The sequence below is a fragment of the Sorangium sp. So ce124 genome (assembly GCF_051525235.1).
Classification (GTDB): Bacteria; Myxococcota_A; Polyangia; order Polyangiales; family Polyangiaceae; genus Sorangium; species Sorangium atrum.
Genome location: NZ_CP150312.1, coordinates 6,827,550 through 6,852,982 on the forward strand (window position 1 = coordinate 6,827,550; position 25,433 = coordinate 6,852,982).

The 25,433-nt window shown below is 71.5% G+C and carries 25 protein-coding genes; 14 read left to right on the top strand and 11 right to left on the bottom strand.

The features are described from left to right. Positions 1–75 precede the first annotated feature (75 nt). The 6 genes from WMF19_RS25455 (at position 76) to WMF19_RS25480 (ending at position 7,471) form a co-directional block, all read left to right on the top strand. Positions 76–1,158 (top strand): ABC transporter ATP-binding protein, encoded by a 1,083-nt coding sequence (locus tag WMF19_RS25455; protein WP_437901501.1) that lies wholly within the window; start codon positions 76–78, stop codon positions 1,156–1,158. After that, positions 1,155–1,880: an ABC transporter permease gene (locus WMF19_RS25460; protein WP_272093347.1), complete on the top strand. Its 726-nt coding sequence runs from the start codon at positions 1,155–1,157 to the stop codon at positions 1,878–1,880. Before WMF19_RS25455 ends, WMF19_RS25460 begins: the two co-directional genes overlap by 4 nt. Continuing rightward, complete coding sequence (locus WMF19_RS25465; RefSeq protein ID WP_437901502.1) at positions 1,877–3,862, top strand: Gldg family protein; 1,986 nt, start codon at positions 1,877–1,879, stop codon at positions 3,860–3,862. Before WMF19_RS25460 ends, WMF19_RS25465 begins: the two co-directional genes overlap by 4 nt. Next, positions 3,859–4,905 (top strand): DUF4340 domain-containing protein, encoded by a 1,047-nt coding sequence (locus WMF19_RS25470; protein WP_437331068.1) that lies wholly within the window; start codon positions 3,859–3,861, stop codon positions 4,903–4,905. The genes WMF19_RS25465 and WMF19_RS25470 overlap by 4 nt, the downstream gene beginning before the upstream one ends. A 162-nt stretch (positions 4,906–5,067) precedes the next feature. Continuing rightward, on the top strand, positions 5,068–5,697 hold the full coding sequence (locus WMF19_RS25475) for a hypothetical protein (RefSeq protein ID WP_437901503.1): 630 nt from the start codon (positions 5,068–5,070) through the stop codon (positions 5,695–5,697). Between the two features lie 4 nt (positions 5,698–5,701). Then, a complete protein-coding gene (locus WMF19_RS25480) occupies positions 5,702–7,471 on the top strand; it encodes a serine/threonine protein kinase (protein ID WP_437901504.1) in 1,770 nt (589 codons plus the stop codon). Between the two features lie 13 nt (positions 7,472–7,484). On the opposite strand, the gene xerD is transcribed toward WMF19_RS25480, so the two are convergent. Continuing rightward, positions 7,485–8,375, bottom strand: a complete 891-nt coding sequence (gene xerD, locus WMF19_RS25485) for a site-specific tyrosine recombinase XerD (RefSeq protein ID WP_437901505.1) — start codon at positions 8,373–8,375, stop codon at positions 7,485–7,487. A 158-nt stretch (positions 8,376–8,533) separates the two neighbouring features. Here xerD and WMF19_RS25490 point away from each other — a divergent pair, with 158 nt between their 5' ends. The 3 genes from WMF19_RS25490 (at position 8,534) to rpmB (ending at position 11,028) form a co-directional block, all read left to right on the top strand. Beyond that, complete coding sequence (locus WMF19_RS25490; protein ID WP_437901506.1) at positions 8,534–9,394, top strand: N-formylglutamate amidohydrolase; 861 nt, start codon at positions 8,534–8,536, stop codon at positions 9,392–9,394. A gap of 13 nt (positions 9,395–9,407) precedes the next feature. Beyond that, positions 9,408–10,490 carry a hypothetical protein gene (locus WMF19_RS25495; RefSeq protein ID WP_437901507.1) on the top strand — a complete coding sequence of 361 codons (1,083 nt, stop codon included), beginning with the start codon at positions 9,408–9,410 and terminating at the stop codon, positions 10,488–10,490. A 313-nt stretch (positions 10,491–10,803) separates the two neighbouring features. Further along, the gene (gene rpmB, locus WMF19_RS25500) at positions 10,804–11,028 is read left to right on the top strand and encodes a 50S ribosomal protein L28 (RefSeq protein ID WP_012237062.1); all 225 of its coding nucleotides are present in this window, start codon (positions 10,804–10,806) and stop codon (positions 11,026–11,028) included. A 323-nt stretch (positions 11,029–11,351) separates the two neighbouring features. Here rpmB and WMF19_RS25505 read toward each other — a convergent pair whose 3' ends face one another. From WMF19_RS25505 to WMF19_RS25550, 10 genes are all read right to left on the bottom strand, one after another. Further along, on the bottom strand, positions 11,352–12,401 hold the full coding sequence (locus WMF19_RS25505; RefSeq protein ID WP_437901508.1) for a hypothetical protein: 1,050 nt from the start codon (positions 12,399–12,401) through the stop codon (positions 11,352–11,354). After that, positions 12,398–13,123: a DUF72 domain-containing protein gene (locus WMF19_RS25510; protein WP_272093356.1), complete on the bottom strand. Its 726-nt coding sequence runs from the start codon at positions 13,121–13,123 to the stop codon at positions 12,398–12,400. Before WMF19_RS25510 ends, WMF19_RS25505 begins: the two co-directional genes overlap by 4 nt. A gap of 89 nt (positions 13,124–13,212) precedes the next feature. Beyond that, complete coding sequence (locus WMF19_RS25515) at positions 13,213–14,160, bottom strand: lysophospholipid acyltransferase family protein (RefSeq protein WP_272093357.1); 948 nt, start codon at positions 14,158–14,160, stop codon at positions 13,213–13,215. Between the two features lie 72 nt (positions 14,161–14,232). Next, positions 14,233–15,414, bottom strand: a complete 1,182-nt coding sequence (queG, locus tag WMF19_RS25520) for a tRNA epoxyqueuosine(34) reductase QueG (RefSeq protein WP_437901509.1) — start codon at positions 15,412–15,414, stop codon at positions 14,233–14,235. A 71-nt stretch (positions 15,415–15,485) separates the two neighbouring features. Beyond that, complete coding sequence (locus WMF19_RS25525; protein ID WP_437901510.1) at positions 15,486–16,061, bottom strand: RNA methyltransferase; 576 nt, start codon at positions 16,059–16,061, stop codon at positions 15,486–15,488. After that, positions 16,058–16,852 (bottom strand): tRNA (guanosine(37)-N1)-methyltransferase TrmD, encoded by a 795-nt coding sequence (gene trmD / locus WMF19_RS25530; protein ID WP_437901511.1) that lies wholly within the window; start codon positions 16,850–16,852, stop codon positions 16,058–16,060. Before trmD ends, WMF19_RS25525 begins: the two co-directional genes overlap by 4 nt. A 40-nt stretch (positions 16,853–16,892) precedes the next feature. Further along, entirely contained in the window at positions 16,893–17,405 is a 513-nt protein-coding gene (gene rimM / locus WMF19_RS25535) for a ribosome maturation factor RimM (protein ID WP_272093361.1), read from the bottom strand. 12 nt (positions 17,406–17,417) lie between these two features. Then, complete coding sequence (locus WMF19_RS25540) at positions 17,418–17,669, bottom strand: KH domain-containing protein (protein WP_012237070.1); 252 nt, start codon at positions 17,667–17,669, stop codon at positions 17,418–17,420. A gap of 1 nt (position 17,670) precedes the next feature. Beyond that, positions 17,671–17,937 carry a 30S ribosomal protein S16 gene (gene rpsP / locus WMF19_RS25545; RefSeq protein WP_012237071.1) on the bottom strand — a complete coding sequence of 89 codons (267 nt, stop codon included), beginning with the start codon at positions 17,935–17,937 and terminating at the stop codon, positions 17,671–17,673. Between the two features lie 401 nt (positions 17,938–18,338). Next, positions 18,339–18,521 (bottom strand): hypothetical protein, encoded by a 183-nt coding sequence (locus WMF19_RS25550; RefSeq protein ID WP_157906850.1) that lies wholly within the window; start codon positions 18,519–18,521, stop codon positions 18,339–18,341. A gap of 312 nt (positions 18,522–18,833) precedes the next feature. On the opposite strand from WMF19_RS25550, the gene WMF19_RS25555 reads away from it, so the two are divergent. The 5 genes from WMF19_RS25555 (at position 18,834) to atpD (ending at position 25,427) form a co-directional block, all read left to right on the top strand. After that, a complete protein-coding gene (locus tag WMF19_RS25555; protein ID WP_437901512.1) occupies positions 18,834–20,270 on the top strand; it encodes a DUF4350 domain-containing protein in 1,437 nt (478 codons plus the stop codon). Next, positions 20,267–21,244 (top strand): AAA family ATPase, encoded by a 978-nt coding sequence (locus WMF19_RS25560; protein WP_437322495.1) that lies wholly within the window; start codon positions 20,267–20,269, stop codon positions 21,242–21,244. The genes WMF19_RS25555 and WMF19_RS25560 overlap by 4 nt, the downstream gene beginning before the upstream one ends. Before the next feature lie 6 nt (positions 21,245–21,250). Further along, positions 21,251–22,921, top strand: a complete 1,671-nt coding sequence (locus tag WMF19_RS25565) for a DUF58 domain-containing protein (RefSeq protein WP_437322496.1) — start codon at positions 21,251–21,253, stop codon at positions 22,919–22,921. 9 nt (positions 22,922–22,930) lie between these two features. After that, a complete protein-coding gene (gene rsmA / locus WMF19_RS25570; protein ID WP_437901513.1) occupies positions 22,931–23,761 on the top strand; it encodes a 16S rRNA (adenine(1518)-N(6)/adenine(1519)-N(6))-dimethyltransferase RsmA in 831 nt (276 codons plus the stop codon). A gap of 241 nt (positions 23,762–24,002) precedes the next feature. After that, on the top strand, positions 24,003–25,427 hold the full coding sequence (gene atpD, locus WMF19_RS25575) for a F0F1 ATP synthase subunit beta (protein ID WP_272093366.1): 1,425 nt from the start codon (positions 24,003–24,005) through the stop codon (positions 25,425–25,427). Positions 25,428–25,433 lie beyond the last annotated feature (6 nt).

The window sequence follows — 25,433 nt, forward strand, 5'->3', positions numbered from 1 at the left end:
GCCTGGACCGCCGCGCTCTGCGGCATCCGAATCGCCGGCGCGGAGAGTCTTCCCTTCGCGGAGGGGTGCACGGCCGTGATCGAAATCAGCGACCTATACAAGTACTACGGCGACCGGAAGGCCATCGGGCCCCTGTCGTTCTCGATCGAGGCGGGAGAGATCGTCGGTCTGCTCGGCCTGAACGGCGCGGGCAAGACGACGACGCTCAGGATCCTCGCCTGCGATCTGCTCCCGTCCGCGGGCCGTGTGCTCGTGGACGGACTGGATGTCGTCGACCACCCCCACGAGGTGCGGTCCCGCATCGGATACCTCCCCGACAGGCCGCCGCTCTACGACGAGATGAGCGTGCGCGCCTTCCTCCACTTCGCGGCGCGCCTGCGGGGCGTCGACGCCGGCGCGGCCGACGCGCGGGTGGCCGAGGCGCTCGCGGTGACGCAGCTCGACGACGTGGCCGCGGATCCCATCAGCTCGCTGTCCCACGGCTTCAAGCAGCGCGTCGGCATCGCGCAGGCGATCGTGCACAAGCCGCGGCTGCTCGTCCTCGACGAGCCGATCAGCGGCCTGGATCCCGTGCAGATCGTCGAGATGCGCTCGCTGCTCCGGAGCCTGCGCGGCAAGCACACCATCCTGCTCTCCAGCCACATCCTCTCCGAGATCAGCGAGACGTGCGATCGCATCCTCGTGATCCGGGACGGCGAGATCGGCGCGCAGGGGACCGAGCAGGAGCTCTCGGCCAAGCTGCTCCACGGCGTCCGGGTCGAGCTCACGGTGCGCGGCCCCGCGGCCGAGGGCGCGGGCTACCGCGTGGCGCGCGGCGAGGCGGCGAAGGCGCTCGACATCACGCGCGCGGTCGAGGGCGTCACGTCCGTCGAGCAGCTCACCACGACCGAGCCGGGGAGCGACGTCGTGAGCTTCGCGGTCGAGGCCGACCGCGACGTGCGCGCGGCGCTGTGCGCCGAGCTCGTGAAGGCGGGGATCGGCATCCTCGAGGTGAAGCGGAGCGAGCGCGAGCTCGAGTCGGTGTTCCTGCGGCTCGCCTCGCGTGGGGCGCCCGGGGCGAAGGACAGGTCCGCCGCGGCCGACAGGGCGAGGGCCGGCGGCGACGCAACGAAGGCCCCTGCAGAGGAGCAGGCGGAGGAAGGCGAGGGCGAGACATGAGAGGGACATTGCTCGTCGCGCGGCGGGAGCTGTCCGCGTACCTGAGATCACCGCTCGGGTACGTCGTCGCCGCCGCTGCGCTGCTCATCGACGGCATCTACTTCCAGGTCGCGGCGCTCGGGTCGGGCGCGCGGCTGTCGGCGGAGGTGCTGCTCAAGTTCTTCGACGGCACGGCGTTCATCACGATGGTCGCGGCGCTCATCCTCTCGATGCGGCTCATCGCCGGCGAGCGCGAGAGCGGGACGCTCATCCTGCTCAAGACCGCGCCCGTGCGCGACGGCGAGATCATCGCCGGCAAGTTCCTCGCCGCGCTCGCGCTGGTGTCGCTGATGACGGCGATCACCATCTACATGCCGCTGCTCATCTTCGTGAACGGCAAGGTGTCCGTCGGGCACATCCTGGTCGGCTACTCCGGGGTGCTGCTGCTCGGCGCCGCGTCGCTCGCGATCGGGCTCTTCGCCTCGACGCTCGCGGCGAGCCAGGTCATCGCGGTCATCCTCGGGGCGGCGATCATCGGGACGCTCGGCTTCCTGTTCCTCGTCGCCCGCGTGACGGAGCCGCCGCTCAACGACTTCGTGAGCGCGCTGAACCTCTACCCGCTCAACCAGAAGCCGTTCCTGAACGGCGTGCTCCGGCTGGAGAACGTCCTGTACTACGTCGCGGTCGCGTACTTCTTCCTGCTCGCGGCGACCCACACCCTGAAGGCGCGGAGGTGGCGGTGAAGGACAAGCAAGCTCAGGCCGACGAGGCCGAGATCCGCGGCGAGGGAGCGGGCTCCGCGCCCCCGCCGGACGCCGGGCGAGAGGCCCCGCCGGCCGGCGAGCCGGCGCCTGCCGCGCCGCGCACAGCGCCAGCGATCCGCGCGGGGGGCTGGATGGTCCCGGCGTACGCGGGCGCGCTCCTCGCCGTCTTCCTCGGCGAGCGCGTGGTGCCCACGATCGAGTGGCTCCGCTACGCCCTGTCGGGGCTCGGGTTCCTGACCCTGGTCCTCGTCACCGCGCTGCGCTTCGCGACGGCGGTGCGCGAGGCGGGCGAGCGCCGCGCGGTCGAGCGCGCGCTCGCGATCCTGTCGGCGCTCGGCGTCGTCGCGGTGGCGGCCTACTTCACGACGACCGACGCGGGGCAGGCCGTGCTCGGCGCCTCGCGCGCCGCGCCCGAGATGCGCGCGCGCATCCACGCGGCCACGACGGTCGCCTGGATCGCGCTCCTCGTCATGGCGACGGTGCCGCTGTTCTTCGGCGAGGCGGCGCTCGCGCCGATGCGGCGCGCCGAGCGCATCGAGGGCCGGCGGGTGCGCGCCGCGACGCTCTCGGGCGTGACGCTCGGGTTTGCCGCGGTCTACTCGGCGCTCTTCGTGTTCGCCGCGAGCCAGCTCGATCTCAAGGCGGACTTCTCGTACTACCGCACGGCCCGCCCGGGCGAGTCCACGAAGCGCGTCGCCGAGAGCCTGACCGCGCCGCTCAAGATCACGGCCTTCTTCCCGCAGCAGAACGAGGTCGGCGCCGAGGTGGAGGGCTACCTGCGCGAGGTGAAGTCCGCGTCGCCGCAGATCACCGTGGAGATGCAGGATCGCCTGCTCGTCCCCGCGCTCGCCAAGGAGGCGAAGGTCACGCAAGACGGCGTCATCGTGCTCTCGCGCGACAGCTCGCGCGAGACGCTCAACGTCGGCTCCGACATCAAGAGCGCGGGCGCCAAGCTGAAGAGCCTCGACGCCGACTTCCAGAAGGTGCTGCTCAAGGTGATCCGGCCGCAGCGCACCGCCTACCTGACGGTCGGCCACGGCGAGCTGAACGAGTCGGCCAGCTCCCCCGAGGGGCGGACGACCAAGAACCTCCGCAAGCTGCTGGAGTCCCAGAACTACGTCGTCAAGGACCTCGGGCTCGCCCAGGGGCTCGGCAGCGAGATCCCGAAGGACGCGAGCGTCGTCATCGTGCTCGGCCCGCAGAAGGCGTTCCTCCCGGAGGAGGTCGCGGCGCTCAAGCGGCACGCCGACGAGGGCGGGCACCTCTTGCTCGCGCTCGATCCGGACGCCAAGGTCGATCTGGATCCGCTCGCCGGCGCCGTGGGGCTCACGTGGAAGCCCGAGGTCCTGGCGAACGATCGGGTCTACGTGCGACGGCGCTACAACGACTCGGACCAGGCGATGCTGGTCACGACGCGGTACTCCTCGCACGCCTCGGTGTCGACGCTGAGCCGCCACGCGCAGCAGGCGCCGACGATCTTCCCGGGCGCGTCGTCGCTCGACAAGCGCGACGGCGGCGACCTGAAGATCGACTTCGTCGTCCGCTCGCTGGGCGAGACGTTCGCCGACGCGAACGGCAACTTCAAATTCGACGCCGACAGCGAGAAGCGCAGCGCCTACAACCTCGCCGCGGCGGTCTCGAAGGAGCTCGCGCCCGGCGGGGACGACAAGGAGAAGAAGGAGCTGCGCGCGTTCGTGGTCGCCGACGCCGACGTGTTCAGCGACGCGGCGTTCAGGAACGAACCCAACATCGTGCTCGCGCTCGACGCGCTCCGGTGGCTCGGCGGCGAGGAGAGCTACGCCGGGGAGATCACGACGAGCGAGGACGTCCGGATCGAGCACACGAAGGAGAAGGACCAGGTCTGGTTCTGGGCCACGATCCTCGTGGCTCCGGCCATGGTGCTGGGTCTCGGGCTCTTCATCACGCGCCGCGGGCGGCGCGCGAGCGGGAGGCGCGCATGAGGTTGGAACGCAGCTTTTTCGTGCACCTCGGCCTTGTTGTGGTCGCGGCCTTGTTCGCGGTCCTCGCCTGGACGCGCGACGAGAAGGCGGCCGCCCTCTCGGTCGCGGACGTGACCGTCTGGGCCGGCCGCGCCGACGACGTCGAGCGCGTCGCCTTCGAGGGGAAATCGAAGACGGTCGTCCTCGAGGCGAAGAAGGACAAGGAGGGCCGCTACTTCGTCGGCACGACGGAGCGCAAGACGACGCCCCCGGCCGAGAAGCCGAAGGACCCGCACCAGAACCCCGACGACGCGGAGCAGGACGACGAGCCGCCCGCGCAGGCTGAGCCGACGGTCAAGACGACGACGTTCGTCTCGGTGGCCGCCGGCAACAAGCTCGCCGAGGCGATCGCGCCGCTGAAGGCGCTGCGCTCGATCGGCCGCATCGGCGACGACCGCGCGGCCGAGTTCGGCCTGGCCGAGCCCGAGGGCACGCTCACCGTCAAGCTGCGCGGCGCCGAGCGAAAGCTGGTCCTCGGCGGCGCGACGCCCGGCGGCGCGGACCGGTACGCGCGCGACGAGGCCACGGGCGAGGTGTACGCCATCAAGGGCGACATCTACCGCGATCTCGACACCGCGGAGTCACGGCTCCTGGAGCGGGATCTGCACGAGTGGAAGGACGTCGATCTCGCCAGGGCGCGCGTCATCGCCGGGGACAGGCGCCGCGAGGTCGTGCGCAGCGGCGACGAGGGCAAGAAGTTCTGGGCCGATCCGGCGAGCCCCGAGCAGAACGACGAGACGGTCGGCAACTGGATGACCAAGCTCGACCGCCTCCGTCCCACCGAGTACGTGGCCGCTGCCCCGGAGCAGAAGGAGGTCGTGGTGCGGATCGAGTACACAGGCCGCTCTGGCGACATCGGCTTCGCCGAGCTCGTGAAGGGGCCCCCCGGCGCGAGCGGCAAGCCCGACTATTTCCTGGTCACGGAGCGCACCCGCCTCTACGGCAAGGTGCCGGTCGGCGTCGCCGAGCAGGTCGAACAGGACGTCGGCGCCGTCGTCAAGTAGCCCTTGCGCCTCGCGACCGCGCCGGGCGGCTGCTCCGGCGCGGTCGGCCTTCCGTGCGGCGCCGGCCGCACCCTGCGGCGCAAGCTGTCTCCCCCCAGTCGCTCTTTACTTGCCGTACCGGGTCCGGTCCTGCAACGCTCGGGCGCAATGTTCTTCCGACGATTGCCTACCCTAGCGCTGGGCGCTGCGGCGGCGCTCGCCGCGGCGTGCAGCTCGCCGCCTCCACCGCAACCCGTGGCGCCGCCGCCGACCGTGACAGCGGCGCCTCCGCCTCCGCCTCCCCCTGCTCCGAAGCCCTGCAAGGCGCTCGATGAGCAGTGCCAGGCAGAGGCGTCGACCCGGGCGAAGATCGCCCAGAGCTCGCTCGTGTTCACGCCCGCGAAGGGCTGGACCTACGCCCAGGCCGAGAGCGCCACGATCGCGCAGGCCGCGGACGAGGGCCCGGCCTTCGCGACGGCGCAGATCGACGCGGGCGAGGGCAAGCAGGCGATCGAGAAGCGCGACGCCGCGCTCGAGGCGCTGGCGCATGAGATCAACGTGACCTTGCCGAAGAAGAAGGTGAACTGGAAGAAGCCCGACGACATCAAGGACGTCGCCGGGCGGAAGATCGGCCTTTGGCAGAAGGAAGGCGCGACCCGCGGGGCCAGGAAGGGCCCGCTGCTGATCTTCGGCGACACCGGGAAGGACGGGGAGATCGTGCTGGGGCTCGGCTTCGTCCCCGAGGACGACAACTCCGGCGCCGACGAGACCATCCTGCAATCGATCGAGTCGATCTCGGTCGCGGCGGAGTGATCGCGTGACGGCACCGAACGTCGCGCCGGGCAGCGTCATCGCGGGGAGGTTCTCGGTCCGCTCGCTCCTCGGCTACGGGGGCGCGACGGCCACCTTCCGCGCGGTGACGGCGCAAGCGCGCGACGTCGCCCTCAAGCTGTACTCGCCGGTCGTCGGCCAGCGCGCGGACGCGATGCAGCACCTCCAGCGGTACGTGGCCGAGACGAACAGGCTGCCGCCGGAGCTCGCCGCGCACATCCTCGAGGCCGGCTACGACCCGGCGACGGCCGCGCCCTTCACGGTGACGGACATGATCCCGTTCCCGTCGCTCGGCGAGCTCGTGCGACGCCGGCCGATGGGCTTCGAGGAGGTCGGCTCGATGCTCCGCTCTCTCGCGGCGGTGCTCGACGCGGCCCACGCCCGCGAGGTCCCCCACCACGGCCTCAAGCCGACGAACCTGTTCATCGACCCGAGCGCTCCGGGCAGCGTGAAGCTCACCGACTTCGGGCCGCCCCTCGCGCGGAGCATGCTGCCGACGCAGGAGGGGTACGTCCTCTCGGCCCCGTGGCTGGCGCCCGAGCAGCTTCAGCCGGGCGGCCAGGCGGGACCGGCCGCCGACATCTTCTCCGCGGCGCTGGTCTCTTTCTTCGCGCTCACGGGTCGCTCGTACTGGCGTTCCTGCCAGGGTCAGGTGGACGTCCAGGCCTGGCAGCGCGAGCTCATGGCGCCGCGCCTCGCCGCGTCCGTGCGGGCCGCGGAGCTCGGCATCCCGCTGAGCCCCGTGCTCGACGGCGCCTTCGCGCGCGCGCTGGCGCACGATCCACGCGAGCGTTTCCGCTCGGCGAGCGAGCTCGCGGCCATGCTCAGCGGCTTCTCGGCGGCCGCGATCGAGGTCGGCTCGACGCTCGCCCTGTCCCCTTCGGTGAACGAGGCGGTCGCGCCCGCGCCGCCGCCCGTTGCCGTCACCGCGGCGAGCGCGCCCGCGCCCTTGCCGCCCGGCGACGCCACGCAGCTGGTGCCCTCGTCGTTTTCACCCTCACCGCAGCCGTCGCCATCGCCGTTTTCTCCCTCGCCGCAGCCGTCGCCCTCGCCGTTTTCTCCCTCGCCGCCGCTCGCGCCCTCGCCGCATCCTTCTGCCGACGCGCCCGCCGGACAGGCGCCGTCGCCTTCGGCCCAGGGCCCGACCCCGTCCCGTGGAAGCGGCGTCCCCGCGCTGACGGCGGTCAGCACCGCGCCGCGGTCGCCGTGGGGCAAGGCGGCCTCCCTGATGGTGGGCATCGTTGGGGTGCTGCTCGTCGGGGGCACGGCCGCCGCATGGTACGTCCTGGACCGCAAGGACAAGGCGCAGCCGAGCCCCAGCGCCTCGACCAGCGCTTCCGCGGCGGCTCCCCCTGCGCTGTCGGCCGAGCCCGCTCCGCCTGAGCCAGCCCCCAGCGCGCCGGCCGCCGACGCCGGCACCCCGAGCGCCGAGCTTCCGATCGATGCCGGCGCCTCGACCGACGCCGGCGTGGCGACCGACGCGACGGTGAAGATCTCCTGCAAGCCCGTCGCCTGCGAGGAGATCACCATCGACGGCAAGGTGACTCAGGCCCCGGAGGTCGAGCTCGGGCTCACCCCTGGGGTGCACAAGGTGAGCGTCAAGCGAACCGGCTACTTCCCGCGGAGCATGAGCGTGGTCGTCAAGGCCGGAACGCCGCTCGTGCAAGAGTTCCAGCTCACCGAGATCCCCCCGGCTCAGCCGGCGGGGCAGGCGGCGAGCAAGCCTTGCGGCAAATTCCTCAAACGCTGCAAATAGCCGTGTTGCGCGCTCACGCGCGAGGGTGCGCCCGCCGGTACGCGGCGCGCACGTGGTCGTCGGCGAGGTGCGTGTAGATCTCGGTCGTCACGACGTTCGCGTGACCGAGGAGCGCCTGGACGCTCCGGAGATCCGCGCCCCCCTCGAGCAGGTGGGTCGCGAAGGAGTGGCGGAGCTTGTGCGGCGAGCTCGGCTTGGCGATGCCCACGGCGCGCGCATATCCGCCGAGCAGCTTCCACACCGCCTGCCTGGTGAGCGACCCGCCGCGCGGCGAGAGGAACAGCACCTGGGTCGCCGCGCTGCGCGGGTGCGTGGCGCGCAGCTCCAGGTAGGCGTCGATGGCGGCGAGCGCCGGCTCGCCGAGCGGCACGAGCCGCCGCTTGCTCCCCTTGCCGAGCGCCATCACGATCCCTTTGCGCCGGTCGATGTCCGCGAGCTTGAGGCGCACCACCTCGCTGACGCGCAGGCCGGCCGCGTACATCACATGGAGCATCGCGCGGTCGCGCAGCCCCTTGAACGTCCCTTGCTCGGGCGCCTCGATGAGGAGCGCGATCTCGTCGAACGAGAGCACCTTGGGCAGCCGCCGTCCGACCTTGGGTCGCTCGACCAGCGCGCACGGATCCCGCTCGATGCGGCGCTCGCGGAGCAGGAAGCGGATGAACCCGCGGACCGCGGAGAGGTGGCGCGCCGCCGAGCTGGCGCTGATCCCGGCCTGGCCGAGCGCGACCAGGTAGGTGCCGATCAGCGCCTGGTCGAGCCCGTCGACGGTCGTGATCCCGCTCGCCTCTGCGTGAGCGACGAGCTTGGCGAGATCATGGCCGTACGCCTCGAGCGTCAGGGGCGCCAGAGCCCGCTCGACGCGAAGGTGATCCAGGTAGGCGTCCACCCAGGTCGCGAGGTCCACGGCCAACGGTACTTCGAAAGCGGCGAAGCGCGCCAGAAAGCCGGGCCGGAGCGGAGCGGCCCAGAACGCCCCGAACGGCAGTACGTCTTTCTCTCTTCCGGCGTTTCACCTCCCCGTCCTGGTTCCAGCCGGACGCGGAATGCGTCACAGTGGGCCTCGTGGTGTCAGCCTTCGAGGTCATCGAGCCCCGCGGAGCGGAAAGCCCGGTCCTCGTCGAGGTACCGCACGCGGGCGTCCACGTGGATCCCGAGTCGCTGTCCTGGACCATCGCGCCGGCGCGCAGCATCGGGCGCGACGCGGACCTGTACGTCGACGCGCTCTTCCAGGACGCTCCGGCCGAGGGGGCGACGCTCCTGTTCTCCCGGATGAGCCGGCTGGTCGTCGATCTCAACCGGAGCGAGGCCGACTGCGACGGCGACGCGGTCGAGGGCGGCGGCCGGGTGCCCTTCCCGCGGGGGCTCATCTGGCGCATGACCACGGACGGCGAGCCCATCCTCGCCGCCCGGCTGCCGCGGCAAGAGGTGGAGCGCCGGCTCGACCGCTTCTATCGCCCCTATCACGGGGCCCTCAGCGCGCTCCTCGCCCGCAAGCGCGAGCGCTTCGGCTTCGCGATCCTCCTCTGCGCGCACTCGATGCCGAGCCAGAGCCGCCGCGGCCACGCGGAGGGGGCGATCGGTCGGGCCGACATCGTCCCCGGCACGCGCGGGCGGACGACCGCCGCGAGCGCGGTGATCGACGCGGTCGATCAGCACGCGCGCGCCTGCGGCTTCTCCGTGCGCCATGATGACCCCTATAAAGGGGGCTTCAGCACCGCGCACTACGGCCAACCGCACCGTGCCGTCCACGCCGTGCAAATCGAGATTGCACGCCGGCTGTACATGGACGAGCAATCCCTTGCCATGGATGGGCAAGGATTCCCTGCCGTGCGAGACTTCGGGCGCACCCTGGTCGCGCGGCTCACCTCAGCCGAGCTGCTCGGTCAGCTCCGCAGCACTCCCTTCGACGCCCGTGAGATCTGATCCAGCTCCATCAATGGAAAAGCCTTTCGGAGAGGCGAGCCGCGACCGCCCGCCAGCGAGCCGTCGCGCGATCGCCGAACGGGAAAAGGCAGCACCAGCCCAGCCGGAGGGCGCCACAGCCGGCGACAGCCCGGCCGACCGCGCCCAGGAAGAACCCGCTGCGGCGTCGATCAGCGTCGCTCCGGTCGATCGGCGCCTCGAGTCGAACCCGGCCATCCAGGTCGAGGCGGCGCCCCCGAGCACGCGTGAGCACGTCACCAAGCCGCTGCTCGCGTCCGAAGCGCTCATGGAGGACCTGGCGCCGATGCGTCCAGCGCAGGACGCGGCGCGGATCTGGTGTGCCGCGGTGGGCGCCGGCTTCCTTCTGCTCGGCGGCCTGTCGATCGCTGGGCTCCGCCCGGACGGCGTTGTCGCGGGGCCGCCTGCGTTCGTCCTGGGCATCGTCGCGCTGTTCACCGCGCTCACGTCGGTGAGCTACCGGCAGCGCGCCGTCGCCATGGTGGTGCTCGGGGCGATCGCGACCGTCATCGGCCTCCAGAGCTCGGGGACCGCGGTGGGCTGGGGGACCGCCCGGGCCGTCGCGGCGATAGCGCTCCCGGCGGCGCTCGTCTTCCGGTCTCGCTACAGGGCCTACAGCGGCGCGCGGTGGCTGCTCGTCGCCGCCTTCCTCGTCACGCTCCCATCGTTCGGGCATGCGGTCGTACAGCTCGCTCTGCACGATCCACACCTGGGCCATCTCGGCTCCCTGCTGGTAATCCTGGCGGTCCTGTCCAGTCTTACCGGGTTCATGGGTGCGGAGACGACGGGCGCCGGGTCGTTCCTTGCGGTCGCTGTGGTGCTCGCCTTCACGGCCGACCTCGTCGTTGGTCGGCTCGCGCATGTCGACGCGTTCTCGCCCCGGGACATCGTCATTGTGCTCTCCGCGGGCCTTGCGTTCGCGGCGACGTCCGCGATCACGAGCCTCGGCCTGTTCCAGATCCTGGCCTGGCGCCTGGCAGCCGACGCCCGGCGTATCGATCTGCACTCACGCCGTCCCGAGAACGAGAAGGACGGGCGCGATCGGCGTCCGCCGTCGGGCGGCGAGTGGCTGACCTAGGCCGCGCGTCGGGAGACGCGTAAGGCGTCGGGGACACCGAGGGGAGAGGCTCGTCCGGGCCGGGTTGCGACCCGAGCCCTCCCCCATCCCCTCCTGCGTCCGGCCGGCAACAGCGCGCGCTCGACCTCACCGATGGAGATTTCCACTCCGCTGCGGCAATGCCCCCCGGAGGACGCTTGACATGTCCCCCGGCTTCCTTCACTTTCCCGCGCTCCCGAGCCCCCCTGCTCCCCCGCGCAGGGCGTGCGCCCGGCCGGCTAGTTCGATTTACGGTCGGGGCACCGAGGCAGGGCCCCTTCCAACCGAGGACGTCATGGCGAAGAGCGACATCACTGGGAAGCGGAAGCTTCTGGCGCAGAATGTCTCCCACTCCAACATCAAGACCAAGCGCTGGCAGCTCGTGAACATCCAGACCCGGCGCGTCTGGGTCCCCGAGCTCAACCGCTTCGTGAAGCTCAACCTCACGACGCGCGACATCCGCACGATCGACAAGATCGGCGTTGTCGCCTACGCAAAGCGCTACGGCGTCGCGCTCTAGGCCCAGCGTCGGCGCGCCGGCCGACCTGAATGTCGGCCGCCGCTTCGCGGCTGGATGCGCGCCGCGCTCTGTTCTCCCCCTCTCGGGGTTCGCCTCCATCCATCTCCAGCCCTAGAAGCGCCTCGTGCATGACGGCACGCGGCGTCTGCAGCCGGCGCGAGCTGGCAGGCGTCGGGCGCAGCGCACGTTGCGCAGCGGCTCGATGCGCCTCGCTGCAGCCTCAGCGCTCCTCCACGGCGCCCTCGATGGCCCGCGCCGCGTCGGCTTACGGCAGCCACGTGGCCGGCCGATCTCCGCTTCGGCCGACCGACGCCCGCTGCGTCTCACCCCTCTGCCGGCTGCGTCCCTGTCCCCGCCATGAAGCCGGCTGCGAGGTTGGCCGAGCGCGCGTCGCGCTCGTCGCGCAGGACGGCGATGGCGGCGCTGGCTCCCTGCCGCGTGCGGACGTCATGAAGGGCAGCCTCGAGCGCGGTGCCGCCGAGGAGCGCGGTGAGGACGTTCACCTCGATCGTGGGCTTGCCTGCGAGCGCGATCGCAGCCGCGAAGGCGCCGCGCTGCAGGATCCCGATCGGCGCGGCCGCGGGCAGGGGCGTACCGGGAGCGAGGCGCGTGATCCCGCGGCGCACCGGGACGGCGTCGCGGCCGAGCACGATCTCGAGCTCGGGGACGGTGATGCCATCGTCGGTGCGCGTGTAGGCGAGCGCTGCGACCGTGCCCCAGCCGTCGCAGGCGACGATGGCGTCCGTGGGTCGCGCCACGTCCCCGACCGGCCAGGGCGCCTGGAGCGCGGTCGCGCCCTCCGCGATCGTGGTCGACACGGCCTCCACCTCGGCGGGTATCGCTTCAGCGATGTCTTCGGCGGTCAGCGTTCCCCCTGCGACCGACCCTCCGACGGCCAGCAGCGCCCGCTCCACATCGCGCGCCCGGAGCGCCACCGCGCCCAGCGAGCCGACCTCGCGGAGCAGCGCAGCGCGCCCGCTCGCGCCCGCGCGCTCGGCCGCGGCCACACCGGAGCGAACCAGCTCACGGAGCCGCGCGCGTCCGAGGTAGCCGTGCAGCAGGACCAGCATGCCGAGCGAGCGCGGAACGGCGACGTGCGCGGCCTCCGGGACGCTCTGCCCGTCGACGAACCCGCGCGGCCGCGGCGCGCCGCGCCCAGGCTGGATCGCCCGTCCATCGAACGCCCTCGCGCCCACGCCGACACCGGCCGCCAGCGCGACGGCGGGCGCCAGCAGCACGTCGGGCTGCGCTCCAGCCGCTGCGAAGAAGCCGGCGACGATCGCGTCGATCGCGCTGCCGGAGGACTCGAGCGCGGCCCGAGCGGCCGAAGCCGCAAAGGCGTCGCTCGCGGTGGCTGCCGCGCCGCGGATCACTGCTCCTCGTCCTCGGCGACGAGGGTGCTGGGCATGGGCATGGTCGGCCTTACCACAGCCGAAGCCGTGGAGCGATCGGGCGTGCGCGCGAGCGCCGCCGCGAGCAGCGACTTGATCTGCGGCGCGCGGTCGCCCTCGACGACCAGGAACACCTCACGCCGTCCTCGTAGACGCTCGGCGACCCGCTCGAGCGCGGCCGCTCCCATCGACGAGGACCGCCCGAGCGCGCGCAGCCGCGTATAGACGATCGGCCCGGGCGGCGGCGCGTCGCGGGCGACGTCGAGCACAGGGATGACCTTCGCGGCGCGCGCGGTCGCGACGATGTCGTCGCGCTCCCAGATCCCGGAGGGCTCCCAACAGCGCACGACCCCTTCGGCGGGCAGGCGCTCGAAGAGCGCCGCGAGCTTCTTGCGGTTGCTCGCCGTCGGCCGGAGCGACGCCGGCGTCTGGAGCAGGACGCACCGCGCCTCGAGCACGGCCGCCACCTCGAGCGAGGCCGAGAGCGCCTCGTCGAGTTCGCGCCCGCCGGCGAGCTCGCCGACCACGCGCGGCAGCACCACGCTGAAGACGAAGCCCGGCGGCACCGCCTTGCGCCATTTGCGCAGGGTCGTCGCGCGAGGCAGCGACGTATCGAGCGGGCGGAGCTCGACCAGATCGAAGCGATCTTTGTACTTCTGGATATCGCCCTTGAGCGAGGGCAGTCCGACGAGGAGGCGGGCCATCAGCGCGGACTCTTAACCCAGCTTGCGCGCCGATGCAGCGCGTGCCCGACGGCGGCGCGATTTCTCATTTGAGGAGCAAAATCCTTGATTTATTCGAAGTGGAACCACTGCGTCGGGTTGTCCCGGAGGAAACGCTCCATCTCCGCCGTGATCTGCCGCGCTGCCACGTCGAGCTCGGACGATCCTGGCTTGCGGGGGAGCGAGATGGGCGGCGCGATGCAGATCTCGTACTCCATGAAGCCGGTCCGCCGCGTGAACACGGGGACGATCGGCGCGCCGCTGGCCGCCGCGAGCTGAAGCGGGCCCTCCGGGACGCGCCAGGGCCGCCCGAAGAGCTCGACGTCGCGCCCGCGCATCCCGGACGGAAGCCGATCGATCTGGATGGCCACGACGCCCTGCCGCCTGAGGTGCGCGAGCAGCGGGAGCACCGCGAGCGGATCGTCGGCGACGTGCTGCATCCGTACGCCGACCCGATCTCGCGTGCCGTCCTGGATGGCCTGCGCTCGCTGGTCGCGCTCGCGCTGCATCACGATGAGCACGTCGGCGGCGTGCACCGATCGCAGCAGCGGCGCGGCGGCCTGCCAGCCGCCGGTGTGCGCCGTGACGACGATCACGCCGAGGCCCCGCCGGAACGCGTTCGTGAAGTGCTCGTCGTTCACGCACAGACCGGTGAGCCGATCGGGCCGGCTGCTGCCCGCGATGAACGCGTCCGTCAGACAGCTGGCGAAGTTGATGAACACCCGGGCGACGTCGCGGTACTCGTCGAGCGTCCCCCGCTCGCCCAGCGCCAGCCGCAGGTTCCTGCGGACGGCCCGCCGCTGCTCGGGCAACACCGCCCCGACGACGAGCCCGAACAACGCAGGGCTGTGCCGGACGAGGAGGTCCGGGCCGTAGGTCACCCCAGCGTCGACTGCCCGCCGCCAGAGGACGGAATCGTGCCGGCGTAGATCGTCGAGGAGCGCTCGGAGCCTGGAGGGGAGATCCACGTTGGTGCTCGTGCGCGCGGCGCCTTGCCGGCGGACACCGTAGCGGATCATCGCGCGCCCGCGAAGAGCGCCCGAGCAGCGCCGCGCTTCAGCGCCGCGCTCGATCGCGGCGGGCGGCGCGCCTCAACCTGCACCGGGATCCTCGATCGGCCCATCAGGCCTCGGCATGCCCGGGCTCGCCGGCTCGCCGCCCCCTGCGTGGCTCATCCCCCACGCGGCGACGGCGCGCACCGAGGCGTCGTCATGGGCGAGCGCCGCGACGAGCGCGCGCTTCGCGCTCGCTGCGGCCGCGCCCTCCGCGCCGCTCGCCAGCCGGTTCGCAGCGACGATCGTCGCGTTTCGGGCGAGCCCGCCGCGTCGCGCGCGCCGGACCGGCGTCCCGACGGTCAGCGCGTCGAACGCTTGCTCGTCGAGCGACACGAGGTCGTCGACGTCCCGCGCTTCCCATCGGGCCAGAGGATGGAACGGCGCGGTGCGCTCGAGCGGCGGAGGCGCGGTCCTGTTGAAGGGGCAGACCTCCTGGCAGACGTCGCAGCCGAAGAGGTGCTCACCCATGCCGGACCGCAGCGCCTCGGCCGGCGCGCTCCTCTGTTCGATCGTCAGGTACGCGACGCAGCGCCGCGGATCGAGGACAAAGGGCGCGTCGAACGCCTGTGTCGGGCACGCGTCGAGGCAGCGCGTGCACGAGCCGCAGCGCTCCGCGATGGGCACGTCGGGGACGAGCGCCAGCGTTGTGACCACCTCGCCGAGCAGCTGGTAACTCCCCTGCCCCGGCGTGATGATCAGCCCGTTCTTGCCGACGAAGCCGATGCCGGAGCGCGCCGCCCAGACGCGCTCCATCACCGGCTCGACGTCGCAGAGCGGCCGCGCGAACACGGATGGCGCGAGCGATCGGATGAACGCTGCGAGCCGCCGGAGCCGCCGCTTCAGGTGGTTGTGGTAGTCCTGCCCGCGCGCGTACCGCGCGACGCTCTGCGCGAGCGACGGGTCGCGCCGCTCGCTCTCCTTGGGCCGGGCATACCTGCGGCCGACGCACACGACCGAGCGCGCTCCTTCGAGGATCGCGCCGGTGTCCAGGCGGCGCCGCTGCTCCGCGTAGTCCGCGAGGTAACCCATCTCCCCGTGCATGCCGCGCGCGACGAACTCCAGGTACCGCGCGTGCTCGATCCCGAGCGGCTCGTCGGCGCGCGCGACGCCCACGACATCGAAGCCGAGCGCGAACGCCTGCTCGCGCACCAGCCGGTCGGGCGTCGTTCGCGCCGCGCTCGCCTCCCCGGCGGCACGATGGGCATCGCGCTCGCTCATCGCAGGAGGATGGACCGGAAGGGCGCGCGGCGGTGCTGGATCCACGCTCGACGACCGCGCGCCACGCGGGATCACCCGGCGTTCCGGTCGCCGAGGAGCCGATCGAGCGTGATCGCGCACGCGGCGCGCACGCTCAGGTGGTTGTAGCCGGTGCTCGCCTCCGCCCTGATCGGCTCGATGCGGACGTCGGCATCGGCGATGACCTCGGGCGCGAGGCCCCAGCCTGTGCCGAACAGGATCACCACCGGATCGCTCGCCTGCGCGAGGCGCGCGCGGGTCGCTGCGTAGCTCGTCACCGGAAGCCCTCGCGAGGCCGCCGCGGTCGTCCAGACCTCGACGCCGCCCCGACCCGAGCTGCTCAGCGCGGAGTACACGTCGTCCAGGCTGGAGACCACGCTCAGCACATCGAGCGCGACAGCGCGATCCGGGATCCGGCGCTTGCCGGAGCCGATCACCCAGTGTTCCTTGATGCGCTCTGCCAGCGCGCGCTGAGCGGCGACCGGATGAACGACGAAGAGCCGCTCGGCCCCGTACGTGCGCGCGCTCCGCGCCATGTCGTGCAGGTCGAGGTTCGTGATCGCCGTGGTCACCGTCTCCCCGGACCGGTCGAGCACGGGGTAGTGAACGAGCGCCAGCGCGAGCCTCATCGCCGGACCTCGCCGCTCTCATCCGGGGGCGGCTCTCCCCCCCGCGCCTTGCGCCAGAGGTCGGGCCTGCGCTGGGCGGTGCGCAGCTCGGCCTCCGCTCGTCGCCAGCGCGCGATGGCCGCGTGGTTTCCTTGCTGCAGCACGTCGGGCACCTTGTGCCCACGGAACTCCACGGGACGGGTGTACTGCGGGTACTCTAGGAGCCCTGAAAGCGCCGGGCTGTGCGACTCGTGCTCCGCCGACACAGCGTTTCCGAGCACCCCTGGGAGCAAGCGCACGCACGCATCGATCACCGCCATCGCCGCAACCTCGCCGCCGGTCATCACGAAGTCGCCGAGCGAGATCTCCTCGTCGACGAACGCGCGGACCCGCTCGTCGAACCCCTCGTAGCGACCGCAAACGAGCGCGACGGCAGGGCGCGCCGCGAGCTCGATGGCCTTCTCCTGACGGAAAGGCTGCCCCTGCGGCGTGAGCAGCACCCGGTGCGCGCGCGGCAGAGGCACCGAGGCCCCTCCCGCCTCGGCCTCGGGAGGCGGGTTCGTCGCGTCGCCTTCGGCGGCGGCCTCGTCGAGCGCCTCCATGCAGCGGACGATGCAGTCGACGCGCATCACCATGCCTGAGCCGCCGCCGTAAGGCGTGTCATCCACGCTCCGGTGCCGGCCGATGCCAAACTCACGCGGGCTGCGCGTCCGCACGGCAAGCGCGCCCGACGCGAGCGCGCGCCCGACCATGCCGATCGCCAGGAACCCCTCGAAGAGCTCCGGAAACAGGGTGACTACGTCGATGCGCATCAAACTTGCCGAGGCGGGCTCCCTTGCGTGGAGCGGCGGCTCAGACGAGGCCTTCCAGCGTCGCCAGTTGGACGACCTGCCGCTCCGCGTCCACGCTGCTGACGAAGCTCTCGGTCAGCGGGATCTCGATGGAATCTGCGCCCTGCCTCTCCACGACGAGCACGTCGCAGGTCGGGTACGACTGGAGCGACTTCACGTGCCCGAGCAAGCCGCCATCGGGCGTCATCACGCGCGCCCCCTCGACGTCGCAGGCGTAGAACTCGCCCTCGGAGAGCGGCGCGAACGCATCCCGCGGCACGCACACCGTCGCTCCGCGCAGGGCCTCGGCCGCGTCCCGATCGTCGATCCCGGCGATCCGCACGAGCAGCGCCTTATCGACGGGCCGCGTCGCGACGATCTTCGCGTCCCGCGCAGAGCCGTCGGGAAGGCGCAGCCTGATCGGAGGGCGTGTGAGGAGCAGGTCGGACGCCTCGTTGTAGAGGCGCAGCCGCAGCTCCCCCTGGACGCCATGCGGACGGGCGACATCCGCGACGGGAACGTAGCGTCGCTCCACGTCGGGCTCGCCTCAGTCGAGGATGTCGAGGTGCGCGCGGCGCCCCGACTTGCTCGCGGCGGCGCTCAGCAACGTCCTGATCGACTGCGCAGTGCGCCCGTCCTTGCCGATCACCTTGCCGATATCCTCGCGCGCGACCGTCAGCTCGATGCGGGGGAAGCGATCTCCCGCGACCTCGCGCACGACGACCCGGTCCGGCTGATCGACGAGCGCGCGGGCAACGAGCGCGACGAGATCGACCAGCGGAGACGTCGACGAGGCCATGCTACTTCGCGGCGTCCGCGGGGGCGGCCGCCTGGGCCAGCCCAGGGTGCTTCAGGAGCAGCGCCACCGTGTGCGTCGGCTGGGCGCCGTTCGAGATCCAGTGCCTCACGCGGGGAACATCGAGGCGGATCTCGGTCCTGCGCGGGTCGTACGTGCCCAGCCGCTCGATGAACCTGCCGCCGCGCGGGCTGCGCTGGTCGGCGACGACGATGCGGTAGAAGGGCGTCTTCTTGGTGCCCGCGCGGGCGAGGCGAATATGAACGGCCATCTGTAGAACCTCGATCGATATGGAAGAGCCCGTGCGCACGTTGTGCACGGCCTGCTCTGGAGGCGCCCGAGCGTAGCTCGTTCAGTGCTAGGCGCCAGAAGTGGGGGCGCAACCTAGGCGAAGATCCTGGTGGGGGTCAACCCCGCACGCGCAGGGCACGTCCGCGGAGGACAACTTTGGGGCCACCGCAGCCAGCGCAAGGCCGCTCTTGCCCGTCGCCGACCGTCCTCGCCGGACGAGCCCGGTGCGAGCGCGGAGCCGAGATCCGCGTGCATGCACGGTCATCAACTTCGTGGAATTCGCGAAAAACGATGAGTGTCGGGGAAGTACGTCGTCCAGGACGCGTTTGCTGGAGCAGCGTCTCCGGGAGGTTCACGCGGGAGCGCGTGCTACCCGTGGCGTCAGCCCAGATCGAGGATGATGACGCCCCGGTTGGGATCGTCCTCTTCCGAGTCCGGAAGACGACGAGGTGCAGGGTAGCGTTCGATCGGCAGCTCGAGGCGCGGTCGAATTTCTTCTCTTCTGGACCGATCCTTCTCTTCTTCGCGCTGCCGTATTTGCTCGATGATGAACGGAGGAAGCATCGACTAACCCCTCCACCTCGTAGAGTGCTCGGCTGAGTTGGTGGAACGAGGTCTGCGAGAAAGCACCCCGCTCTTAGAAGCGAATCTAGCAATGTGGGATGGCGGGTCAAGGTTATCGGTCGAGCCGACAGTGGTATGTTCGCGGCGCTCATGACGCGGCACGGCGCGTGGTTTGCGCACGCATGCTCCTCAGGCTCAGGGTCGGGTTCTGCTTCTGGTCCTGGAGCCAGTTCCAGTTCCAGTTCCAGTTCCAGTTCCAGTTCCGGTTCCGGCTCCGTTCCCGAACTTGTTCGGGAAGATCGGCGTCGCCCGGTGCGCTCGCAGGTCACATCCTGCTCCTTCCTGGCGGCGCTCGTCGCACTGATGGCGCTGCTCGCGCCCGCCCGAGCAGCAGGCGCCGCCTTCGACGTGAACGACCCGAGCTGGGAGGGTTGTTCGGAGCTTCTCGAGATCGCGCGCGCGGAGCTGGGGGCCGCGAGGGTCCACCCCGTCGCTGTGCTCGACTGGAGCCAGGTCGGCCCCGAGGACGGCATCCTGGTCCTCCACCCGCTGCAAACGCTCGACGCTGACGAGACGACCGCCTTCATGAAGGCCGGGGGGCGGCTCGCCATCATCGACGATTTCGGCCGCGGCGACGACACGCTCAGGCGGTTCCAGATCGAGCGCATCCCCACGCCGGCCCGGCCGCTCGCCGCGCTCCGGAACCGACCCTCCCTCGCGATCGCGGAGCCGGTCGCCGACACCGTCGGGGGCCACTCTGTCGGCAGGCACCCCGTCGTCAGCCACGTGGAGCGGCTCGTCACGAACCACGCGACCGGCCTCCGGCATCCGAACCTCTCGCCCGTGCTGCGGATCCGCGCCGTCAGCGAGCCGGACGTGATCCTCGCCGTCGCCGGGCAGGTCGGCAAGGGACGGCTCTTCGCGATGGGCGACCCGTCCGCGCTGATGAACATGATGCTCAGGTACCCGGGCAACCGCGCCTTCGCCTCGGGCCTGACCCGCTACCTGGTCGACGAGGATGGGGCGGAGCCGCGCCGAGGGCGGCTCCACATCGTCGCGAACCGGTTCGATGAAGAGAGCTCGTTCGGCGGCGAGACGTCGCTCCGCAAGGACTTCGACGCGCAGGTCAAGGCGCTCGCGAGCGCCGTCGAGGACGCCCGCCGCGACGGGCTTCCAGGCGGCGCCCTCCTCGCGCTCTCGGCGCTCGCCGGCCTCGGCCTCGCGATCTGGACCGCGCGCGCCTCCGCGCGGCCCTACCGGAGCCCGCTCCCCCGGTACGCCCGCCCGACGCCGCTCGTCGCGCAGGGAGGCGCAGCCGGGCGCGTCGCCGTCCTCGCCGCCCCCTCTTCCCCGCGAGGGCTCGCGTTCCTCGAGCTGAAGAGCGCCCTGTTCGAGGCGCTGTCCTTGCGGTTCGGCCTGGATGCGAATCCGGCGCAGGAGACGGTCGCGCGGCTGGTCGCGCGAGAGGGATCTCTTGACGAGCGAGCCCTCTCGGCCTTCAAGGATGTTCTGGGCACCATGTACCGAGTCGAAGCGTCCGTCGTCGCCGGCAAACCGGCGAACGTGTCCAGGCCCACGCTCATGCACGCCGCCGACGTCGTGCGGAACGTCCTCGCCGCTTGCGGCGCCGACGGCCGGAAACCGTCGCGCGGACGTCACGCCGGCGCGCCCCCTGATCCTGCGACGGCGCCCCCGTCGCCGACAGACGCGAAGCTCGCCACCCCCCACTCAGACAAAGGCGCTCGATGAACCAGGTGCAGGCCGTCGCCGTCGACGAAATCTCCGCGGCCAAGGAGCGGATCGAGGCGGTCCGGCGAGAGATCACGCGCGTTTACATCGGATCGTCGCGCGCGATCGATCTGATGCTCACCGCCCTGCTCGCGCAGGGGCACGTGCTGCTGGAGGGCGTCCCCGGCGTCGCGAAGACCACGCTGGTCAAGGCGTTCGCGGCCGCGCTGGGCGCGTCGGTCCGGCGGATCCAGTTCACGCCCGACCTCCTGCCCGCCGACATCACGGGAACCTATGTCCTGTCGCCCAAGGAAGGGACCTTCACGCTGCGCCCCGGTCCGATCTTCGCGAACCTCGTCCTCGCCGACGAGATCAACCGCGCCCCGGCGAAGACCCAGTCGGCCCTCCTCGAGGCGATGCAGGAGCGACAGGTGACGATCGAAGGCGATCGCTTCGAGTTGCCGTCGCCCTTCATGGTGCTCGCGACACAGAACCCGATCGATCTGGAGGGTACCTACCCGTTGCCCGAGGCGCAGATCGACAGGTTCCTCATCCGCGTGAGCCTCGGCTACCCGCAGCACAAGGACGAGGTGGCGATGCTCCGCGCGCACAACGTCGAGGCGCCGCGGGCGCGGGCGACGCTCTCCGTCCAGGACCTCCTCATGCTGCAGGGTGTCGCGCGAAGGATCCACGTCGAGGAGGATCTGTACGAGTACGCGGTGAACCTCACCGCGTTCACGCGCACGCACCCTCGCGTGCTGCTCGGCGCATCGCCGCGGGCCACGCTCGCGCTGGTCCAGGCCGCCAAGGCGGCGGCGGTGATCGGCGGGCGCCCGTTCGTCACGCCGGACGACGTGCGCGGCATGGCACAAGCGACGCTGGCCCATCGCCTCGTGCTGGTACCCGAGGCCGACGTGGACCCCAAGGCGCGCGACACGGTCATCGACGAGGCGGTTCAGCGCGTGGGGTACAGGCGCGCGGCGCGGCCGGCGTAGATCCGCATGCAGCTCTACCCCACGCGCACCGCCGCCCACCTGGCCATCGCCGGCGTCGCGGTCATGGGCGCCGGGCTCATCGCGCGCGAGCCAGCGATCGTCGGCTGGGGCGGGGCGATCCTTGTCGCGATCGCGCTCGCCCGCGGCGTGACGCTGGTGTCGGTGGCGCGCATCCGCGCGGCCGGGTTCGAGATGCTCTGGGGCGGCTCGCGGCGAATCCTCCGCTCCGCGCGGGGAGGCACCGTGGAGATCGAGGCCGAGGTTAGGAACCGCGACACCCTCGCGGCGCGCTACGTCAAGCTGCGCACCATCGCGTCGTCGCAGCTCGACGTGCGCATCGAGCCGAACCGCGGCGAAGTCTCCGCCTCGGGTCGGCTCAAGGTGAAGGTCATCGTGCGAACGCCGCGCGTCGGGCAGCACGGGCTCCACGGGCTCGCGCTCGAGGTGCACGGCGCCCCGGGCCTCTTCGAGGTACCCCTGACCTTCGCGAACCCGTACGGCATCGAGGTGCTCCCGCGGCCCTTCATGCCCTACCTGACGCAGCCGCGCGGAGGACGCAGTCACCTCCTCGCTGCCTCAGGCAAGCCCGGGCGCGTACGCGGCGAAGGAGACGACCTGCGCGAGCTGCGAGAGCACCAGCCGGGGGACCCGTTCCGGAAGATCGCGTGGAAGGCGAGCGCGCGCCGGGGCACACTGCTCGTGCGGGAGTTCGAGCGCGAGGAGCGGGATGTGGTCTGGATCCTCGTCGACGCGGCCGTGGAGCTCTGGGCGGGCCCGCTCGGCCGAGCTCCGCTCGATCTCATGATCGACGAGGCCGCGGCCATCGCGACGAGGCACCTCGGGCGCGGCGACCGCGTCGGGCTCATCATCCTGGCGCCAGGCCCGCGCGTGACGATCGCGCCCGATCACGGCCCTGGGCATGGCCAGAAGATCGCGCAAGCGCTCACCGTCGGGTGCGGCACGTACGACGCGGAGCGGAGCGAGCTCGACGAGCCGGACGTCGCGGCGCGCGTCATCGAGCACCTCAGGCCGCTCGACGCGCGCGGCCTCGACGATCTGCGCCGCGGCGACATCGATCGGCTGGCGGCCCGCGCGGAGTCGATGCGCGCGCGTGCGCCTTTCTCGGCTCCGGCGCCGCTCGGGCGCTCGCAGCGCGAACGGACCCTGCGCCGCTACCTCGCGAGCTACGGCATCGAGTCGCCCGCGCGCGCCGAGCCGGATCGGCGCGATCCCGCCGTGGCGGTCGCCGAGTCGCTCACGCACATCGCGCGCGTCAAGCCGCGCGCGAGCATGGTCTACGTCCTCGCGTCGCCTCCCGCCGACGCACAGCTGAGCCAGCTCTCGGAGGCCGTGCGTCGGCTCTCGCGGAAGGCTGTGCACGTGGTGTGGACGCTCCCGGATCTCGAGCCAGGGCTCGGCCCTCCCTGGGAGGCGCCGCGACCGCAGGAGAGCGACGGCGACGAGGGGCAGAGCGGCCCCACGCCCGCCAACAAGGCCTTCCAGGAGCTCGCGCCGATCGCGGCCGAGGCGGTGCTCATCCGCGCGCGGGTAGCTCAGACGCGCCGCGAAGCCGTTCTCCGCAGGGTCGGCGTGCGCGTGGTGCGGCTGCGCGCGGCGGCCGCGCCCAGCAGAGCCGCAGAAGCAGCCCACGACGGGGCGCACCCGCCGCAGATCTGAGGACGAGAGATGGCCATCGCAGAGCTCTTGCGCACACGCGGTCTCTCCCCGAAGAAGGGGTTCGGGCAGAACTTCCTCGTCGACGTCGATGCGGCGCGCCGGATCGCCGAGGCGGCCACGACGACGGAGGGCGGCGCGGTGATCGAGATCGGAGCAGGGCTCGGCGCGCTCACGCGGCCGCTCCTCGATCGCGCCACGCACGTCGTCGCCATCGAGCGCGATCGCGACCTCGTCCCGATCTTGCGCGAGCAGCTCGCTGGGCCGATCGAGGAAGGCCGCTTGACGCTGCTCGAGGCCGACGCAGCGCAGGTCGACTGGGTGGGCGCGCTCTCCGGCCACGCGCGGCCGCACGCGGTGGCGGGCAACCTCCCGTACCACATCACGGGCCGGCTCCTCGAGCAGGCGACCACCGTCGCGCATCAGATCGATCGCGCGGTGTTCATGGTGCAGCTCGAGGTCGCGGAGCGCCTCGTCGCCGCCCCGGGCAGCGCCGACTACGGCGCGCTCTCGGTCTTCGTGCAGGCCGCGTTCGACGTGCGCCGCCTCCTGATCGCGCGCGCCGGCGCGTTCTACCCGAGGCCCGAGGTCGACTCGGCGGTCGTCGTGCTGACGCCGTGGCGCCCGCGGCGCGCCGAGGAGACGGACACCTTCCGCGCGGCCGTGCGCGCCGCGTTCTCGGCGCGCCGCAAGACGCTCCGGAACGCCTGGAAGAACCTCTACGGCTGGTCCGCCCAGGAGCTCGAGCGGCACGCGAAGGACGCCGGCATCTCGCTCGACGCGCGCGGCGAGACGCTCAGCGTGGAGGCGTTTGCGCGGATCGCCGCTTCCACAGGACGCTGAGCGCCCACCGCGCGCCGGCTCCCTCTCGCTGGAGCCGGAGAACGACCGCGAATGGACGTCGCCCCCGGACGTCCCGTGTGAAGCCAAGCCTCCGGAAAACACGCCCGATGCCGCGCGTCCGCAGCGAAGCGCTGTCAAAAATCCCGCAGAATTTCTGGCAGACGGCACTAGTCGGACGCGCAGGTCCGTGCTAGTGGGCCCCGCGACTCGTCAAAGCACGTACGAGGAGGACTCCCGCTCCATGGTTGTTGGAAAGATCACCCAGGTCATCGGACCGGTCGTCGATGTCGATTTCCCGGCTGGCCAGCTGCCCAAGATTCTGAACGCGCTCAAGCTGAGCAACCCGAGCATCTCGGCTGAGCCGGACAACCTCGTGCTCGAGGTCGCCCAGCACCTCGGCGAGTCGTCGGTGCGCACGATCGCGATGGACTCCACCGACGGCCTCGTGCGCGGAATGGAAGTCCGCGACACGGGCAAGCCCATCATGGTGCCGGTCGGCAACGAGTGCCTCGGCCGGATCCTGAACGTCGTCGGTGTGCCGATCGACGAAGCCGGCCCCGTTCATGCGAAGAAGCTGGCGCCGATCCACCGGGAGCCGCCCCCGTTCATCGAGCAGTCGACCAAGGTCGAGGTCTTCGAGACGGGCATCAAGGTCATCGACCTGATCGCCCCCTACCGCAAGGGCGGCAAGATCGGCCTCTTCGGCGGCGCTGGCGTCGGCAAGACGGTGCTCATCCTGGAGCTCATCAACAACGTCGCGAAGGCGCACGGCGGCGTGTCCGTCTTCGCCGGCGTCGGCGAGCGGACGCGCGAGGGCAACGACCTCTTCCTCGAGATGAGCGAGTCGAAGCTCGCGGACGGGAGCCCCGTCATCTCGAAGGCCGCGCTGATCTACGGCCAGATGAACGAGCCCCCGGGCGCTCGCGCTCGCGTCGCGCTCTCGGCGCTCGCCGTGGCCGAGCACTTCCGCGACGAGGAGGGGCAGGACGTCCTCCTGTTCGTGGACAACATCTTCCGGTTCACCCAGGCGGGCTCCGAGGTCAGCGCGCTCCTCGGGCGCATCCCGAGCGCCGTCGGTTACCAGCCGACCCTCTCGACGGAGATGGGCGCCTTCCAGGAGCGCATCACCTCGACGACCAAGGGCTCCGTCACCAGCGTCCAGGCGATCTACGTCCCTGCCGACGACCTGACCGACCCCGCGCCGGCCACGGCCTTCGCCCACCTCGACGCCACCACCGTCCTCTCGCGCGCGATCTCGGAGCTCGGCATCTACCCGGCCGTCGATCCGCTCGACTCGAACTCGACGATGCTCGATCCCCAGATCGTCGGCGAGAAGCACTACTCCGTCGCGCGGCGCGTCCAGCAGACGCTGCAGCGCTACAAGGACCTCCAGGACATCATCGCCATCCTCGGCATGGACGAGCTCAGCGAGGACGACAAGCTCGTCGTGGCGCGCGCCCGCAAGATCCAGAAGTTCCTGTCGCAGCCGTTCTTCGTCGCCGCCCAGTTCACCGGCCTCGAGGGCAAGCTCGTGCCGCTGAAGGACACGATCGCGGGCTTCGAGGAGATCCTCGACGGCAAGCTCGACCATGTCGCGGAGCAGGACTTCTACCTGGTGGGCGGCATCGAGGACGTGAAGGCTCGCGCTTCGCAGAGGGCGTCCTGACGCAGC

Coding starts and splice junctions, on each gene's coding strand:
- WMF19_RS25460 (WP_272093347.1), top strand. CDS start 1,155: ATGAGAGGGACATTGCTCGTCGCGCGGCGGGAGCTGTCCGCGTACCTG.
- WMF19_RS25470 (WP_437331068.1), top strand. CDS start 3,859: ATGAGGTTGGAACGCAGCTTTTTCGTGCACCTCGGCCTTGTTGTGGTC.
- WMF19_RS25495 (WP_437901507.1), top strand. CDS start 9,408: ATGGAAAAGCCTTTCGGAGAGGCGAGCCGCGACCGCCCGCCAGCGAGC.
- rpmB (WP_012237062.1), top strand. CDS start 10,804: ATGGCGAAGAGCGACATCACTGGGAAGCGGAAGCTTCTGGCGCAGAAT.
- WMF19_RS25510 (WP_272093356.1), bottom strand. CDS start 13,123: ATGGCCCGCCTCCTCGTCGGACTGCCCTCGCTCAAGGGCGATATCCAG.
- WMF19_RS25515 (WP_272093357.1), bottom strand. CDS start 14,160: ATGATCCGCTACGGTGTCCGCCGGCAAGGCGCCGCGCGCACGAGCACC.
- queG (WP_437901509.1), bottom strand. CDS start 15,414: ATGAGCGAGCGCGATGCCCATCGTGCCGCCGGGGAGGCGAGCGCGGCG.
- WMF19_RS25525 (WP_437901510.1), bottom strand. CDS start 16,061: ATGAGGCTCGCGCTGGCGCTCGTTCACTACCCCGTGCTCGACCGGTCC.
- trmD (WP_437901511.1), bottom strand. CDS start 16,852: ATGCGCATCGACGTAGTCACCCTGTTTCCGGAGCTCTTCGAGGGGTTC.
- WMF19_RS25540 (WP_012237070.1), bottom strand. CDS start 17,669: ATGGCCTCGTCGACGTCTCCGCTGGTCGATCTCGTCGCGCTCGTTGCC.
- rpsP (WP_012237071.1), bottom strand. CDS start 17,937: ATGGCCGTTCATATTCGCCTCGCCCGCGCGGGCACCAAGAAGACGCCC.
- WMF19_RS25550 (WP_157906850.1), bottom strand. CDS start 18,521: ATGCTTCCTCCGTTCATCATCGAGCAAATACGGCAGCGCGAAGAAGAG.
- WMF19_RS25560 (WP_437322495.1), top strand. CDS start 20,267: ATGAACCAGGTGCAGGCCGTCGCCGTCGACGAAATCTCCGCGGCCAAG.
- WMF19_RS25565 (WP_437322496.1), top strand. CDS start 21,251: ATGCAGCTCTACCCCACGCGCACCGCCGCCCACCTGGCCATCGCCGGC.
- rsmA (WP_437901513.1), top strand. CDS start 22,931: ATGGCCATCGCAGAGCTCTTGCGCACACGCGGTCTCTCCCCGAAGAAG.
- atpD (WP_272093366.1), top strand. CDS start 24,003: ATGGTTGTTGGAAAGATCACCCAGGTCATCGGACCGGTCGTCGATGTC.